We start from the raw sequence: 14,961 nt of genomic DNA, 5'->3' as shown, positions 1-14,961 counted from the left end.
GCGATCACCTGGTGGCCCAGGCAGACCCCGAGAAGGGGCCTCGCGTGGACGACCGTCAGCGCACACCCGGGTCAGGCACCCGCGGCGGCGCTCAGGGCCCGCGCGGTGAGCACCGTCGCCAGATGGGTCCGGTACTCGGATGAGCCGTGCAGGTCGGTGGGCGGCTCGGTGCCCGCCGCGGCCTGCGCCGCCGCGGTCCTGAACGCGTCGTCCGACGCGGAGCCGCCCCTGATCGCGATCTCCACCGCGCCGGCCCTGACCGGGGCGGGCCCCATGTTGGTCAGCGCGACGCGCGCCTCCTCGATCCCGTCGCCGTTGCGGCGGACGGCGCACGCGACCCCGACGATCGCCCACGCCTGGGCCGTCCGGTGGAACTTCTCGTAGTGCACGCCCCAGCCGGACCCCAGCTTCGGTACGCGCACGCCCATGAGCAGCTCGTCCGGCTCCATCGCCGACGTCATCCAGTCGACGAAGAACTCCGACGCGGGGATCTCCCGGTCGCCGCGCCCGGACCGGACGAGGAACACCGCGTCCAGCGCCAGCGCGACGGCCGGCAGGTCGCCCGCCGGGTCCGCGTGCGCCAGCGACCCGCCGAACGTGCCCCGATGCCGGACGGCCGGGTCGGCGACCGTCTCCGCCGCCACCGCGATCAGCGGCGCGTACTCGCGGACCAGCGGATCGCGGATCACCTGGTGGTGCGTCGCCATCGAGCCGATGACGACCGAGTCGCCCTCCTCGCGGATCTCCCGGAGCGTGTCGATCCTGCCGACGTCGACGAGCTTCTCCGGGATGGCGAGCCGCATCCGCAGCAGCGGCATGAGGCTCTGCCCGCCGGCGAGCACCTTGACGTCGTCGCCCGCGTCGGACAGCGCGCGGACGGCGTCGTCCACCGAGGCGGGACGGGTGTAGTCGAACGTCGCGGGGATCACTGTGCACCTCCGGCCGAGCCGAGTCCGCCGCCCGCGCCGGGTTCGGCGGCCCGCGGTTTCGCTTCTCCCTGCAGTGCGCGCCAGACGCGTTCGGGCGTGCACGGCATCGCCACGTCCTGCACGCCGTGCGGGCGCAGCGCGTCCACGATCGAGTTGACGACCGCGGGCGTCGAGGCGATCGTGCCCGCCTCGCCGACGCCCTTCACGCCCATCGGGTTGGACGTCGCGGGCGTCTCGGTGCGGTCGGTCGTGAACGTGGGCAGGTCCGCCGCCGACGGGATCAGGTAGTCGGCCATCGTGGTCGTCGTCAGGTTCCCTTCCGCGTCGTACACGGCCTCCTCGTAGAGGGCCTGCGCGATGCCCTGCGCGAGGCCGCCGTGCACCTGCCCCTCCACGATGAGCGGGTTCACGACGTTCCCGACGTCGTCGACCGCCACGTACTTGCGGAGCTTCACCATCCCCGTCTCGGTGTCGACCTCGGCGGCGCACAGGTGCGTGCCGTGCGGGAAGGAGAAGTTGTCCGGGTCGAACGTGGCGTCGGAGTCCAGCGACGGCTCGATGCCGTCGGGCAGGTCGTGCGCGGCGAACGCGGCCAGTGCGACCTCCTGGAGCGTCTTGCCCTCCTCCTGGACGCCGCGGACGCTGAACCGTCCGCCGCTGAAGTCGAGGTCCTGTTCGGACGCCTCCAGCAGATGCGCCGCGACCTTGCGGGCCTTGTCGACCACCTTTTCGCATGCCGAGTAGAGCGCGACCCCGCCCACGGCCAGTGAACGCGAACCGTACGTGTCCATGCCCTTGTGCGAGATGGCCGTGTCGCCGTGCAGGACCTTCACGTCCTCGAACGGCACACCGAGCCGGTCCGCGGTGATCTGCGCCCACGCCGTCGCATGGCCCTGACCGTGTGGGGACGAACCGGTGACCACTTCCACCTTGCCGGACGCCAGCACACGCACCGCCGCGTGTTCCCAGCCGCCCGCGCCGTAGGACAGCGAGCCCAGGACGCGGGACGGCGCGAGACCGCACATCTCGGTGAACGTGGACACCCCGATGCCCAGCTGCACCGGATCCTGCCGTTCACGACGGTCCGCCTGCTCGGCGCGCAGCTTGTCGTACTCGAACAGCTCCAGCGCCTTGTCCGTCGCCGCCTCGTAGTTGCCCGAGTCGTACGTGAGGCCCGCGACCGTCTCGTACGGGAACTCCTCGTGCGCGATCCAGTTGCGGCGCCGCACCTCGATGGGGTCGACGCCCAGTTCGGCTGCGAGCTCGTCCATCATCCGCTCGATCGCGAACGTGGCCTCCGGCCTGCCCGCGCCGCGGTAGGCGTCCGTGGGCACCTTCGTCGTGAAGACCCCCGTGCAGGTGAACGACAAGGCGTCCATCTTGTAGATGCCGTTGAACATGAACGCGCCCAGCAGCGGGATGCCCGGAGTGACGAGCATGAGGTACGCCCCCATGTCCGCCAGCAGATCCACCTTCAGGCCGCGGATCCGCCCGTCCCGCTCTGCCGCGAGCGTGAGCCGCTGGATCTGGTCGCGTCCGTGGTGGACGGTCATGTTGCCTTCGCTGCGCGACTCCGTCCACTTGACCGGACGGCCGAGCCTGCGGGCGAGCAGCAGCGCGATGACCTCCTCCCCGTACACCTGCAGCTTGGAGCCGAAGCCGCCGCCGACGTCCGGTGCGACGACCCGGATGTGGTGCTCGGGGATCCCTGTGACGGTGGCCAGCATCAGCCGCAGGATGTGCGGGATCTGCGTGGCCGAGAACAGCGTGAAGTCGTCCCCGTCCGGGACGCACAGAACCGACCGCGGCTCCATCGCCGTCGGGATGAGCCTCTGCTGCACGTACTTGCGTTCGATGACGACCGGGGCGTCCCGCATCGCGGCGTCCAGATCACCGTTCTCGAACACCCACGTGTAGGACTTGTTCGTCCCCAGGTCTTCGTGAACGAGGTCGGCGCCTCCCGCTATGGCCGCCTCCATGTTCACGACCGCGGGCAGCGGCTCGTAGTCGATGTCGATCTCTTCCAGGGCGTCGACGGCCGCGTACTTGTCGCGGGCCACCACGCACGCCACCGGCTCGCCGACGTACCGGACCTCCTTCACGGCCATCGGCGGATGGTCCGGATGCTTCATGTCGTCGGTGACGACCCACGCGCACGGCAGCGACCCCTGCTCGTCGGCCAGGTCCTCGCCGCTGAACACGGCGACCACCCCGGGGCTGTTCTTCGCCTGGGACGTGTCGACGCGGGTGATCCGTGCGTGTGCGTACGGGCTGCGCAGGTACGCGACGTGCAGCGTCCCCGCCGGCGTCATGTTGTCGGTCCACTTCGTCCGGCCGGTGATGAGCCGGGCGTCCTCGGACCGCTTGCGCGGTGAGCCGACCTCCCGCGTGGTCACGGCGTTGCCCTCGACGGCGGTCACGGCGTCACCTCCTGTCCCGCGGGGTCGCGCATCTCGCTCGCGGCGCGCCGGACGGCCTTGACGATGTTCTGGTAGCCCGTGCACCGGCACAGGTTGCCCTCCAGCCCGTCCCGGACCTCTTCCTCGGACGGGTCCGGGTTCTCCCGGAGCAGGTCGAGAGACGCCATGATCATGCCGGGCGTGCAGTAACCGCACTGGAGCGCGTGCTCCTCGTGGAAGGCGCGCTGCATCGGATGCGTGCCGCCGTCGATGCCGAGGCCCTCGATGGTGGTCACGTCGCTGCCGTCCGCCTGGACGGCGAGCACGGAGCAGCTCTTCACGCTCATCCCGTCCATCAGGACGGTGCAGGCTCCGCAGTTGCTGGTGTCGCACCCGACGGGGGTGCCGACCTTCCCCAGCCGTTCGCGCAGGTAGTGAATCAGAAGGAGGCGCGGTTCGACGTCGTCTTCATACGTCGCGCCGTCGACCTCGACACGGATACGTGGCATGCGTTTCTCCCAGGGACGTCTCGGGGTGGACTTCGAGAGAGACGTTCCTGGGTGGGGCTCGCTGGTCCGGCCACGTCATCGGGGCCCCCTCCGTGGAAGGCGACCATACGAACCTATGCCGCGGTTGAATTCCGTACTAGCCCCCGACGTCGGTTATTTACCGACGTCTGAGCGAACGATGGCCGCCAGCGCACGCGATGCAGAATCCGCCCGGCCCTCGGCCCGACGATGCCGTCGTCGGCGGCTCCGCCGCACCGCCGTACCGTGTGGCGCCCGAGGGCCGATACCGGGCAGGCGATAAGCGGAGTTTCCAGGGTAGGGGCCGCTTATGTTCTTCTTCTTCTCATCTCGACTGGGATGTCTGGGGTCGCTGGTCGTGACCCTCGTCCTCACCTGGATCGCGTATCTGATCCTCAGCCGCTGAGATCGCAGGCGTCGCGGATCTTCTCGGCGGCCTCGGCGAAACGCAGGGTCTCCTCGTCCGACATCTTGTCCTTGCCGCCCGAGGCGATGACCGTGTCGACCTGGTCGGCGAGATCGTCGTCCTTGAGGCTCGGGCGGACCTTGCGCAGGGTGGCGAGCACCTGCTCCGCGCTCGGGTCCGGCGTCGCGGAGAGCGCGGACGAGATCTTCGCGCAGTCGGCCTTCTTGTCCTCGGCGCCGTTCGAGCAGGCGGACAGGGCGAGGCAGAGCCCCAGCGAGACACCGAGCCCCGGCACGACATATGCGCGTTTCACGCCGACGATGGTCCCATGCGCCGCCCGGGAGATGTGCCATGCGCCGCCGGAAGCCCGGCCCTCAGCGGCGGGGGGTGAGGGCGTGTGTGTGGAGAATCTCGCCGTCCAGGTCCCTGAGGCGGACGGTCAGTGTCGCGGTGTGCGCGTCGATCTCGACCTCGCCGAAGAACTGGAAGCCCTCAGCGGGAGACGTGTTCGGGTGCGGCGGCGCCTGGACGAACTTGGGTTCGGGACCGAAGGTCCCGTCGAGATCGGCAGGCCCGAAACCACCCGCGTTGAGAGGGCCCGAGACGAACTCCCAGAAGGGGTCGAAGTCGGAGAACGCGGCCTTCGAGGGGTCGTAGTAGTGGGCGGCCGTGTAGTGGACGTCGGCCGTCAGCCAGACCATGTTCCGGACACGGTGACGCTTGGCGTAGGAGAGCAGATCCGCGATTTCGCGTTCGCGGCCCAGCGGGACGCCGTCGTCGCCCTGGGCGGCGCCTTCCTGTGCGGTGCCGTCGGGGACGATCAGGCCGATGGGCAGGTCGGCCGCGATGACCTTCCAGGTGGCGTTCGAGCGGCGGAGTTCGTGCTTGAGCCAGGCCGACTGCTCGGCGCCCAGGAGGCCCTCCCGCTGGGACGGGGAGGTGTTGGCGTCGTTCGCGTTCTTGTAGGACCTCATGTCGAGCATGAAGACGTCCAGCAGCGGCCCGTAGGAGATCCTCCGGTAGAGGCGGCCAGGGCGGGCCGTCCTGACCGGGGTGTACTCGAACATCGCCCTGCGGGCGCGGGCGGCCAGAACGTCCACGCGCTTCTCGGTGTACTGGGGAAGGTCGAGGATTTCGCCCGGATACCAGTTGTTGACGGTTTCGTGGTCGTCCCACTGGTAGAGCATCGGGACGCGGGCGTTGAACGCCTGCAGGTTGGCGTCCTCCAAGTTGTAGCGGAACTGCCCCCGGAATTCGGCGACGGTCTGCGCGACGGCCGACTTCTCGGGCGTGACGATGTTGCGCCACGTGCGGCCGTCCGGGAGCTTCACCGTCTCGCTGAGAGGACCGTCGGAGTAGACGAGGTCGCCGCTGCACAGGAAGAAGTCGGGGTCGAGGGCGCCCATCGCCGTGAAGATGCGGTAGCCGCCGAGCTCGGGGTTGATGCCCCAGCCCTGGCCCGCGAGGTCGCCCGACCAGACGAACCGGATGTCGCGGCGGTGCCGCGCCCCCGCGTGGAGGCGTGGCGCGGTGCGGAGGCGGCCCGCGACCGGTTCCGAGACGTCCGAGTGGCGGTCCAGACCCGCCAGCCGGACGCGGTAGTGCAGTTCCTCACCGGACGGCAGGCCGCGCAGGAACGTCTTGCCGGTCAGGTCCGTGTCCGGCGTGAGGACGGGTCCGCGGACCGTGCGGGCGTGCCGGAAGTCGGGGCGGCGGCTCACCTCCACCAGCATGCGGGCGGGACGGTCGGAGCGCGCCCACACCACGCCCTCGTGGGCGGTCACGTCGCCGCTCTGCACGCCGTGGGTCAGGCGCGGCCGGCCCCGCCCGAGCAGCGCCGGCCCCTCCCCGGGGATGCGGGCGGACGCCGACCCCCCGCCGGTGAGCAGGGCGAGCGCCGCCCCGCCGGTCGTGGCCAGCCCACCGCGCAGCACGCTTCGACGGTCCATCGCGGACCTCCGTTCCCTTGATCCATTTCCGTGCTGCATGCTCTCGGGGCCGAACGGATTCCGGGTGGCGTCCCGGTGTTCCACTTGACAACCGTTGGTTACCGAGTGTCTTCTTATGTGCGTGCCAGCGCGAGTCTTCATCGACAGCCCCGTGGCGTTCTGCCGCGTGGCCAGCGCGCTGTGTCCTTCGTGTTGCCGCTGATTCCCGCCTCTTTCCAGCCGACACACGTACACGAAGGACCTTTTCCGTGGACCTTTCCGTGGTTCCCGACCTCACCATGCGCGGCCAGGACGATCCGCACGGCCGCGCCGCCTCCGTCCGTCCTCCCACGCCGGGGCAGCTCGCTGGCCGTGTCCGCGACCTCGCCGGACGACCCGGCGAGTGGTGGCGGCTCGTCGGCTTCGACGCCGAACGGCCGGTGCACGTCCGGCTCGACGACCGGGTGTGGCTCACCACGTGGCCGCCCGGCCACGGCGGGACGATTCACGGGCAGGTCAGCACGCTGATCGCGGGTGAGCTGGCGGAGGTGACGATCACGCGGGACGGCGTCACCGAACGCCCGCTGCGCGCCAACCGGGTGCGGGTGCACGGGGGGCCGCGCGCACTGACGAACCCGGGGCCGGCGTTCGCGGTCAGCCTGCACGCCGGCGCGGAGGCCCCTTCGGACGCCGCGGTCCCGGACGTCCCGGCCGGTGTGACCCGTCAGGTCTCGGACAGGTACGGGGACGCCGCCTCGCGGCCGATGAGGGGCAGCAGCACGAAGTAGGTGAGGGACGGCAGCAGCGAATTCAGTTCCTCCGCCTCGCCCGTCTCCATCTGGACGTGGATCGCGCTGTAGATGCCGCCGACGATCGCGTCCACCACGGCGACCGGGACCGAGGCCACCGACGGGTCGTCGAAGAAGGCGCGGAACCGGGCGAGGTTGTCGATGCGCGCCTGCCGGACCCGCGGGCCCGCCGCGTTCACCTCCACCAGCGAGGCCCGCGCGAACCGCGGCTCGCGGGCGAGGGCGGCGAGCATGGTGCGCAGCGCCGCGTGGATCCCGTCCGGCCACGTCGGCGCGGCCTCGTAGGCCTCCGTCATGCGGGCGAGCAGGATGTCCATGCCGCGCTGGTAGGCGGCGAGGAAGCACTCGTCCAGGTCCATGAAGTGCGCGTAGAAGGTCTTCTTCGTGACGCCCGCGCCCTCGGTGACCCGGCCGATCGTGGTGTGCGCGAAGCCGCGTTCCGACACGACCTGGACGAACGCGTCGATGAGCCGCTCACGCTGGATGCCGGCGACGGTCTCGGGGGACAGGCCGTGCCGTCCGGGCTTGATGGCCCGCCCCGGGTCCAGGGCCGAACGGGAGCCGGGCAGCACGTCCGTGCGGCTCGTCTCCGGCGTCCCGGGCTGACCTGACATCCGACCTCGCTCTGATCACCTGCCGTCGGGGTCAGGTTACTTCCCGTCCGTGACGTGCGGGGAGACCGGGTCAGCGCAGTTCGCGGCGGCGCGCGCGGGTCAGCACCCGGACGGTCCCGACCAGGCCGAGGCCGATCAGCACCACCGGGGCCAGCACCGCCGGGGCCAGGATCCGCTCGTCGGACAGGCCGTCCGCCAGGAACAGGCCCGCGAGGACGAGGAAGAACATTCCGGTGACGGGCCCCGCCGGATCGAACCGCCGCCGCCTGCGCACGTCCCGCCCGGTTCCCGGCCGCTCAGCCACGGCGCACGTCCACGTCTCCGACCTTCCCGCGAATCCGCAGGACGATCACCGGCGGGTCGCCGCCGGGTCTGCCCTCGGGCTCCATGACCTCGGTGCTCCTGACGTTCGGGCCGCTGGTCGTCTTGCTGCCGACCCGCAGGTCGCCGAGCGCGATCTTCGCGTCCACCATGACGCGCGCGGCGCGCGGCACCGTGACCTCGAGCCCGCCGAGCATCACCTGCGCGTTGATCGTGACCCGCTGCCCGGGGGCGACGGGGAGGGCGGTGAGGTCGAGTCTCCCCTGCCCGACGCCGACCTTGTACTCCTGGCCGGTGTGCGCGGCGTCCATGGGGCGCCACTCGACCTCCCCGTACTCGGCGTTGCGCGGCATCTCGCCCGCGACCGCAGTGGTCAGCATGGCGACCGTCAGCACGGTGCCGGCGGTCGCGAGGCCCCGCGTCCGGAACCAGCCGCCGAGGACGAGGCCGAACCCGATCACCGCCAGCGCGGGGGCCATGACGATCAGCCAGGAGTCCGGGGCGGGGTAGGGCTGCGCGACCGGGATCATCGCCGCGCCCGCGGCCATGGCGGTCAGCAGCGTGATCGTCGCGGCGGGGGAGCGCCCGCAGCCGTGCTCCTTCGCCGGCGCCGTCGCGGGCGGCGCGGTGTCTTCGTCGAGGAGTGCGTCGTCCGAGAGCGCGTCGGCCTGCGCGGCCGAGTGCGCGGCGCTGTAGGCGGCGAGGTCGATCATGCCCTCGGGCAGACCGCCGCCGCTCGTGGTCGGCGGGGCGCCGGTGCGCGCGTCCTCGTACAGCGCGTCCCTGTGCAGCGTGTCCTTGTACAGGGAGACGCTGCCGATGGTGACGCTCTCGGAACGCGTCCAGGCCGCGGAAGGCTCTGGCGGATGCCCGGAGAGCCGTTCCGGGACGGACCGCGCGGCGGCCACCAGGTTCACGCCCCGCGAGTGCGCGACGACCAGCACCAGCCCGAACACCACCAGAACCGCGATCGCGTCGGTGGGGACGCCGCCGAAAAAGCTGAACACGACGCCCGCGCCCAGCAGCGCGCCGAGGATCGTCAGCACGGCCGCGCCGTCGAACCACCGCTTGAAGAACTGCTCCGCGAGCGACGACTCGCCCGGGCTCGCGGGCATCAGCAGCGCAGCCGCGATGTAGAGGAAGATGCCCTGCCCGTGCGCGAGGACCAGGAGCGCGAACCCCACCCGGAAGACGACGGGATCGACGCCGGTGTAGCGGCCGAGCCCGGTGCACACACCGGCCAGCACGCGGCGTTCGGCGTCGCGCGCCAGCCGCTCGTAACCGCCTGCGCCCCTGCCCTGTTCCGCGCGGTCGCCGGTGTCGTCCTTGGCGTCGTTCCTGGAGTCGTGCCCCTCGCTCATGTCCACCATCGTGACGTGCCGCGTCCCGCGCACGGTATCGGGGACGTCCCTGATCCGACCCTGAGGTAAGCCTGGGGTGAGGCCCTGATGCGGTTCGAGGCCGCGCGTGTGACGATCGAGAACGTGGCAGAACCTTGGGAGGGACGGCGGTGAGCGAACAGACGGCCGGGCGGCCCGGCACGGCGCCGCCGCCGCCCACGCAGGCGGGCGGGCAGGCGGGCGCGACGCCCGCCGCGGCGCCGCGGCTGGAGCGCGCCGCGGACGGCAGGCTCGTCGCCGGTGTGTGCCGCGGCCTGGCCGGGCACCTCGGCGTGGACGTGGTGATCGTCCGCGTGGCGTTCGTGCTGCTGACGATGGCGAGCGGGCTCGGCGTCGCCGCGTACGTCGCGTTCTGGATCCTGGTGCCCGCCGCCGAGAAGCCCGAGCGCGCGCCCGGCCGGCGCCGTGGCCGCGACTGGGGCCAGCTGCTCGCCTACGCGGCCGTCACGCTGGGCCTGGCGGCGCTGCCGTGGGGCGCGGCCGGGGTCGTCCAGTGGGCGCTGTGGCCGTTCGTCATCGGCGGCGTCGGCGCGGCGATCCTGTGGCAGCAGGCCGACCGCGACCAGCGGCAGCGCTGGACGCTCCCGCTGCGGCAGCGGTGGCTGCGCAGCCTGCTCGGCCTGCTCCTGGTCGTCGGCGGCATCGGCGGCGTCGTGGTGCAGAACGTGGAGGCCGCCCAGGCGCGGTCCGTCGTCATCGCCATGCTGATCATCCTCACCGGCGTCGCGGTGATCGTGACGCCGTGGGTGGTGCGGCTCTTCCAGGACCTGGACGCCGAGCGGCACGAGCGGATCCGGTCCCAGGAGCGCGCCGAGCTGGCCGCGCACATCCACGACTCGGTGCTGCACACGCTCACCCTCATCCAGCGGAACGCGCACGACACCCGCGAGGTGCAGCGCCTCGCCCGCTCCCAGGAGCGGACGCTGCGGACCTGGCTCTACCAGCCGCGCGCCGACCCCGACCAGACGTTCGCCGCCGCGATCAGGGAGGCGGCGGGCGAGGTCGAGGACGACCACGGCGTGCCGATCGAGATCGTCTGCGTGGGCGACACCGCGCTGGACGAGCCGCTCGGCGCCACGCTGCAGGCCGCCCGGGAGGCGATGGTGAACGCCGCCAAGTACGCCGAGGCCCCGTCCGTCTCCGTGTACGCCGAGGTGGAGGGCGACGAGATCGCCATATTCGTCCGCGACCGCGGCAAGGGATTCGACCTCGACCAGGTCCCGGAGGACAGGATGGGCGTCCGGGAGTCCATCATCGGACGTATGGAGCGCAACGGCGGCAGGGCCACCGTCCGCACCGAGCCGGGCGAGGGCACCGAAGTGCGTTTGGAGATCAAGAAGACATGAGCGGAGCGAACCGTTGAAGAAGGTCGTGCTGGTCGACGACCACCAGATGTTCCGGACCGGCGTCAAGGCCGAACTCGGCGGCGGCGTCGAGATCGTCGGGGAGGCGGGCGACGTCGACGAGGCCGTCGCGGTGATCCGCGCGACGCGGCCGGACGTGGTGCTGCTGGACGTGCATCTGCCCGGCGGCGGGGGCATCGAGGTGCTGCGCCGCCTGCACGGCGCCGTCACGTCCAAGTTCCTCGCGCTGTCGGTGTCGGACGCGGCGGAGGACGTGATCGGCGTCGTCCGGGGCGGGGCGCGCGGCTACGTCACCAAGACCATCTCGGGGCCGGAGCTGACCGACGCGATCGGCCGGGTCGCCGACGGCGACGCCGTGTTCTCGCCGCGCCTCGCCGGGTTCGTCCTGGACGCGTTCGCCGCGACGGACGCGCCCGCCGTCGACCCCGAACTGGACCAGATCACCCAGCGGGAGCGGGACGTGCTGCGGCTCATCGCGCGCGGCTACGCCTACAAGGAGATCGCGAAGGAGCTGTTCATCTCGGTCAAGACGGTCGAGACGCATGTGAGCAGCGTGCTGCGGAAACTTCAGCTGTCCAACCGGCACGAGCTGTCGCGCTGGGCCGCCGCCCGCCGGCTCGTCTGATGGTCTGATGGGCAATCGGGCTGTATGCCCCGTCGCGGCACCGGGGTAAACGTTTTACCGATAAGCGTGTGCGAATCGTCATATTCGATTTCCGCACATCATGATCGTCCCCACTGCCCGGTATGGGACAGTCGCTCCCCATGAGCTACCCTCCCCCCTGGCCCGGCCCGCCCGGCCCAGGTTCTCCGGCGCCCCAGGCGCCGCCCCCGCCGCAGGCCCCGCCTTCGCCCCCGCCCCAGGCGCCGCCGTCACCTCCGCCGATGTCCGCCGGACCCGGCTACGGCCCTCCGCCCATGCCGGCCGGCCCGGGGTACGGGCCCCCGCCCATGCCCGGCGGCCCCGGCTACGGACCCCCGCACGGATACCGGAGCGACAAGACGAGCGGCCTCGCCATCGCGGCCTTCGTGACCGGCCTCCTCGGCTGCTTCGGAGTCCTCGGCCTCATCCTCGGGATCATCGCCCTCCGTGAGATCACGCGGAGCGGCGCCAGGGGCCGCGGTCTCGCGGTCGCCGGCGTCGTCCTGTCGTGCCTGTGGCTCGTCGGCGGCATCGCCGGCTTCGCGCTGCGCGGCGCCGCGTCCGGCTCCTCCTCGGACGACGCCGGCGGCCTGCCCGTCACGTCCGAGACCAAGCCGAAAGAGGTGGACGCCAAGAAGATGAAGGTCGGCGACTGCATCAACGACGACCAGGGCGCCACCAACGCCCCCGTCGACGGGGAGCCGGTCGAGGTCGAGAGCGTGAAGATCGTCTCGTGCAACGGCCCCCACGACGGCGAGGTCGTGGCGATCTTCCAGCTGCCGGGCAGCATCACGCCGACCGACCAGCAGATGAACGCGCTGGCCTCGTCCGGATGCAAGCCGCGCATGCGGAGCAAGCTCAGCCGCGACCCGGCGGCCGGCTCGCTCGCGACGTCCTACTACTACCCCACCACCGAGTCGTGGCGGCAGGGCGACCGCGACGTCACCTGCGTCGCCGTCTCCGCCAACCAGGGCGGAAAGCTCACGCGGCCGCTCCGGCCCTGACGGTCCGGTCCGACGGGCGGTCGGCCCACCGTCCTCCAGCCCCCACCCGCCGCCATTCAAAGGACGAGCTTCGCTCGCGCCGCCCGGTCCCGGACCCGCACCCTCGTCCCTCGCGCCAAGTCCGCGTCAGAGCGCGCCCGGAAGGCGGGCCGGGCAGCCGGGCTCGCAGCGTTCCGAGTGCCACGCCACCCTTCGGGCGTACAAGCCGAACCGGCGGCGGAGCACGGTCCGCGTGAACGGCCCCGTGCCCGGAAGACCGTCGAACGCCCCGCGCCAGCGGACCAAGGTCCCCGCCGAATGCGGCTCCAGCGTGATGTCCGCCCGGAAGCGACGCGGCGGCGGCCCCGCCAGCGAGATGTAGCCGTAGTGCCGGGGCGGATCCCAGGCGACGACCTCTTCGCGCCAGGGCGGGACGCACCGGACGGCGCCGATCCCGTTCGGGTGGTCCTCGCCCGCGGACTCCCGCCTCCCGCGAACCCAGAACCCGCCCCATTCACCCCATGCCTCCGCCACGCACAGATGCTTGAAGATCACTTCCGGCGCGGCGCTGGAGGTGGCGGTGGCCTCGATCTCATGCGGCATGACAACCCCCCCGAGTTCCGTCACATGGGGATACATGCCCGATCGGAGGACGATTACGGCCTGTGAGCGATTGAATTTGGAACGTGACCGCGCGGCCGCGCGTCACCGGGGGCGGTCTCGTTCAGGCCGTGTCGATGACCTGGAACGACTCGGCGAGCCGGCCCTCGGGGAGGCCCGCCGCCGCGGCGTTGGCCGACAGCCAGCCGCGCAGCATCTCCGGCAGCCCGTCGCCCATGTGCCCGGTCTGGCTGACATGGGCCCGCAGCGCGTTCAGCTTCCGGTCGAACCGGTCGGTGATGTCGACGTAGTGGTTCGCGACGGGGCCGCCGGTGAACCACACCTCCCGCGCCGTCCAGGCGTCCAGGCCCTCGTCGGCGAGCAGCTCCGGGAACGCGTACGGGTTGCGGGCGTCCGGGTAGACGGCGTCGAGCGCCGCCGAGCCGACCGCCCGGTGATCGGGGTGGCTCGGGTAGATCCGCTCGTAGTTGCGTTCGGGGCTCGGCATCAGCACCCGCTCCGGCCGCACCTGCCTGATCACGCGCGCGATGTCGCGGCGCAGGTCCAGCGTCGCCTCGACCCGTCCGTCGGCGTACCCGAGCCACCGGACGTCGCTCACGCCGACGCACTTGGCCGCCGCGCGCTGCTCCTCGCGCCGCAGGGCGGCCATCTCCTTGCGGGTGACGGCGTCGTCGAACCCGCCCGCGTCGCCGTCGGTGACCATGAGGTAGACGACCTCGATGCCGCGGTCGGTCCAGCCCGCCACCGCCCCGGCCGCACCGAAGTCGACGTCGTCCGGATGCGCCATAACGGCGAGCACCCGCCGCACCTCACCGTCGTCCAGAACATTGATCACGGTTTCAACAATAAGGTCTGCGAACGGTCACCGACACTCCGGAAGATCAAGTTTCCGGGAACCGGCGGGGGCGTCCGGCCGATCCCGCTGGTCACGGGTACTGCCGATCCCGGCGGTCGCAGGGACAGGCCGATCCGGTCGGTCACAGGGAGAGGACGGCGGTGAGCAGGCGTTCGCGGAACGCCGGGACGTCGCTGCCGACGGCCACGCGGACCGGGCGGCGGGTGTCTTCGGCGGGCAGCGACCGGGCGTCCCACACCGTCGTGCCGCGCGTCAGCTCGCCCCGCAGCTCCACCCGGACGGGCCGCTGCGTGTACTCGCCGATATCCGGGTCCACTGCGAGCATCGCGGCGAGCGCGTCGTGGATGACCGCGCCGCGGCGGCGCAGCGTGGGCGTGTAGGCGTCGACGTAGAACTCCAGGATGCGGACGGCGAAACGGGAGGCCGCCGTGTCGTGCGCGGCCAGCCGGTCGAGCCAGTCGTCGTGGACCGCGGTCGGGTGCGTGGCGTCCAGCGGCACCAGCACGACCGGCCAGTCCGCCGCGAACACCAGGTCGGCGGCCTCCGGGTCGTGCCAGATGTTCGCCTCGGCGTGCGTCGTGGCGTTGCCGGGGTGGTCGAACGCGCCGCCCATGACGACGACCTCGCGGACGAATGAGGGCAGCTCGGGGTCGAGCAGCAGCGCCGCCCCGAGGTTGGTCAGCGGGCCCGTCGCGAGCAGCGTCAGCTCACCCGGCATGGCGCGCGCCAGCCGGACGATCTGCGCGGCAGCGGGCTCCGCGACGGGACGCCCCGCCGGTTCGGGCAGATGCGTGTCGCCGAGCCCGTCCGTCCCGTGCCAGTTGAGCGCGTAGTGGACGTCCTGCGCCATCGGCCGGGCGGCGCCGACCGCGACCGGCACGCCCTGCTCTCCCGCTTTGATCCCCGCCAGTTCCAGCACGCGCAGTGTGTTCAGCGCGCCGGTCAGCGGGTCGATGTTGCCGTGCACCGTGCCGACGCCGGCCAGCTCCACGTCGCCCGCCCGGACGAGCGAGGCCAGGTACAGCAGCGTCATCGCGTCGTCGATGCCGGTGTCGCAGTCGTACAGGATCGTTCGCGCTCTCGTCACGGAGGCAACCTAATGCCGCGCGACGCGCCGCGGCACCCCGAAATCGGGGCCGCCGGCGATGATCGGTGATTGGG

15 protein-coding genes are annotated in these 14,961 nt (G+C 71.8%); 4 read left to right on the top strand and 11 right to left on the bottom strand.

Going from position 1 to position 14,961, the window contains the following annotated elements; genetic code table 11:
- Positions 1 to 71 precede the first annotated feature (71 nt).
- From AB0C35_RS23335 to AB0C35_RS23315, 5 genes are all read right to left on the bottom strand, one after another.
- Positions 72 to 929, bottom strand: coding sequence for a xanthine dehydrogenase family protein subunit M (locus AB0C35_RS23335; RefSeq protein ID WP_358459156.1), 858 nt, complete (start codon positions 927 to 929; stop codon positions 72 to 74).
- Entirely contained in the window at positions 926 to 3,349 is a 2,424-nt protein-coding gene (locus AB0C35_RS23330) for a xanthine dehydrogenase family protein molybdopterin-binding subunit (protein WP_358459154.1), read from the bottom strand. Before AB0C35_RS23330 ends, AB0C35_RS23335 begins: the two co-directional genes overlap by 4 nt.
- On the bottom strand, positions 3,346 to 3,837 hold the full coding sequence (locus AB0C35_RS23325) for a (2Fe-2S)-binding protein (RefSeq protein WP_358459152.1): 492 nt from the start codon (positions 3,835 to 3,837) through the stop codon (positions 3,346 to 3,348). The genes AB0C35_RS23330 and AB0C35_RS23325 overlap by 4 nt, the downstream gene beginning before the upstream one ends.
- A 413-nt stretch (positions 3,838 to 4,250) precedes the next feature.
- Entirely contained in the window at positions 4,251 to 4,574 is a 324-nt protein-coding gene (locus tag AB0C35_RS23320) for a hypothetical protein (protein ID WP_358459150.1), read from the bottom strand.
- A gap of 61 nt (positions 4,575 to 4,635) precedes the next feature.
- Positions 4,636 to 6,210, bottom strand: coding sequence for an alkaline phosphatase D family protein (locus tag AB0C35_RS23315; RefSeq protein WP_358459148.1), 1,575 nt, complete (start codon positions 6,208 to 6,210; stop codon positions 4,636 to 4,638).
- Positions 6,211 to 6,458: 248 nt separating this feature from the next.
- Between AB0C35_RS23315 and AB0C35_RS23310 the strand changes: the two genes are divergently transcribed.
- On the top strand, positions 6,459 to 6,977 hold the full coding sequence (locus AB0C35_RS23310) for a cysteine dioxygenase (protein ID WP_358459146.1): 519 nt from the start codon (positions 6,459 to 6,461) through the stop codon (positions 6,975 to 6,977).
- On the opposite strand, the gene AB0C35_RS23305 is transcribed toward AB0C35_RS23310, so the two are convergent.
- From AB0C35_RS23305 to AB0C35_RS23295, 3 genes are all read right to left on the bottom strand, one after another.
- Entirely contained in the window at positions 6,914 to 7,612 is a 699-nt protein-coding gene (locus tag AB0C35_RS23305; protein ID WP_358459144.1) for a TetR/AcrR family transcriptional regulator, read from the bottom strand. The genes AB0C35_RS23310 and AB0C35_RS23305 overlap by 64 nt on opposite strands.
- 70 nt (positions 7,613 to 7,682) lie before the next feature.
- Complete coding sequence (locus AB0C35_RS23300; RefSeq protein ID WP_358459142.1) at positions 7,683 to 7,916, bottom strand: hypothetical protein; 234 nt, start codon at positions 7,914 to 7,916, stop codon at positions 7,683 to 7,685.
- A complete protein-coding gene (locus tag AB0C35_RS23295; RefSeq protein WP_358459140.1) occupies positions 7,909 to 9,294 on the bottom strand; it encodes a PspC domain-containing protein in 1,386 nt (461 codons plus the stop codon). The genes AB0C35_RS23300 and AB0C35_RS23295 overlap by 8 nt, the downstream gene beginning before the upstream one ends.
- A 245-nt stretch (positions 9,295 to 9,539) precedes the next feature.
- Between AB0C35_RS23295 and AB0C35_RS23290 the strand changes: the two genes are divergently transcribed.
- From AB0C35_RS23290 to AB0C35_RS23280, 3 genes are all read left to right on the top strand, one after another.
- A complete protein-coding gene (locus AB0C35_RS23290) occupies positions 9,540 to 10,679 on the top strand; it encodes a PspC domain-containing protein (RefSeq protein WP_358459180.1) in 1,140 nt (379 codons plus the stop codon).
- A 13-nt stretch (positions 10,680 to 10,692) separates the two neighbouring features.
- Complete coding sequence (locus tag AB0C35_RS23285; RefSeq protein ID WP_358459138.1) at positions 10,693 to 11,322, top strand: response regulator transcription factor; 630 nt, start codon at positions 10,693 to 10,695, stop codon at positions 11,320 to 11,322.
- Between the two features lie 260 nt (positions 11,323 to 11,582).
- Positions 11,583 to 12,344, top strand: a complete 762-nt coding sequence (locus AB0C35_RS23280) for a DUF4190 domain-containing protein (RefSeq protein WP_358459137.1) — start codon at positions 11,583 to 11,585, stop codon at positions 12,342 to 12,344.
- Between the two features lie 126 nt (positions 12,345 to 12,470).
- Here the strand turns inward: AB0C35_RS23280 and AB0C35_RS23275 are convergent, their stop codons facing one another.
- The 3 genes from AB0C35_RS23275 to AB0C35_RS23265 form a co-directional block, all read right to left on the bottom strand.
- Complete coding sequence (locus AB0C35_RS23275) at positions 12,471 to 12,926, bottom strand: SRPBCC family protein (protein ID WP_358459135.1); 456 nt, start codon at positions 12,924 to 12,926, stop codon at positions 12,471 to 12,473.
- Between the two features lie 121 nt (positions 12,927 to 13,047).
- Complete coding sequence (locus AB0C35_RS23270) at positions 13,048 to 13,731, bottom strand: PIG-L deacetylase family protein (protein ID WP_358459178.1); 684 nt, start codon at positions 13,729 to 13,731, stop codon at positions 13,048 to 13,050.
- A 190-nt stretch (positions 13,732 to 13,921) separates the two neighbouring features.
- Positions 13,922 to 14,887: a nucleoside hydrolase gene (locus AB0C35_RS23265; protein ID WP_358459133.1), complete on the bottom strand. Its 966-nt coding sequence runs from the start codon at positions 14,885 to 14,887 to the stop codon at positions 13,922 to 13,924.
- Between the last annotated feature and the right edge of the window lie 74 nt (positions 14,888 to 14,961).

The organism is Spirillospora sp. NPDC048819, from assembly GCF_040650055.1.
Lineage (GTDB): Bacteria > Actinomycetota > Actinomycetes > Streptosporangiales > Streptosporangiaceae > Spirillospora.
This window is presented reverse-complemented; position numbering and strand designations above follow the sequence as displayed.

Excerpts from the sequence above, each read along its gene's own strand:
- AB0C35_RS23315 (WP_358459148.1), bottom strand. The coding sequence starts at position 6,210 with ATGGACCGTCGAAGCGTGCTGCGCGGTGGGCTGGCCACGACCGGCGGG.
- AB0C35_RS23280 (WP_358459137.1), top strand. The coding sequence starts at position 11,583 with ATGTCCGCCGGACCCGGCTACGGCCCTCCGCCCATGCCGGCCGGCCCG.
- AB0C35_RS23305 (WP_358459144.1), bottom strand. The coding sequence starts at position 7,612 with ATGTCAGGTCAGCCCGGGACGCCGGAGACGAGCCGCACGGACGTGCTG.
- AB0C35_RS23325 (WP_358459152.1), bottom strand. The coding sequence starts at position 3,837 with ATGCCACGTATCCGTGTCGAGGTCGACGGCGCGACGTATGAAGACGAC.
- AB0C35_RS23295 (WP_358459140.1), bottom strand. The coding sequence starts at position 9,294 with ATGAGCGAGGGGCACGACTCCAGGAACGACGCCAAGGACGACACCGGC.
- AB0C35_RS23270 (WP_358459178.1), bottom strand. The coding sequence starts at position 13,731 with ATGGCGCATCCGGACGACGTCGACTTCGGTGCGGCCGGGGCGGTGGCG.
- AB0C35_RS23275 (WP_358459135.1), bottom strand. The coding sequence starts at position 12,926 with ATGCCGCATGAGATCGAGGCCACCGCCACCTCCAGCGCCGCGCCGGAA.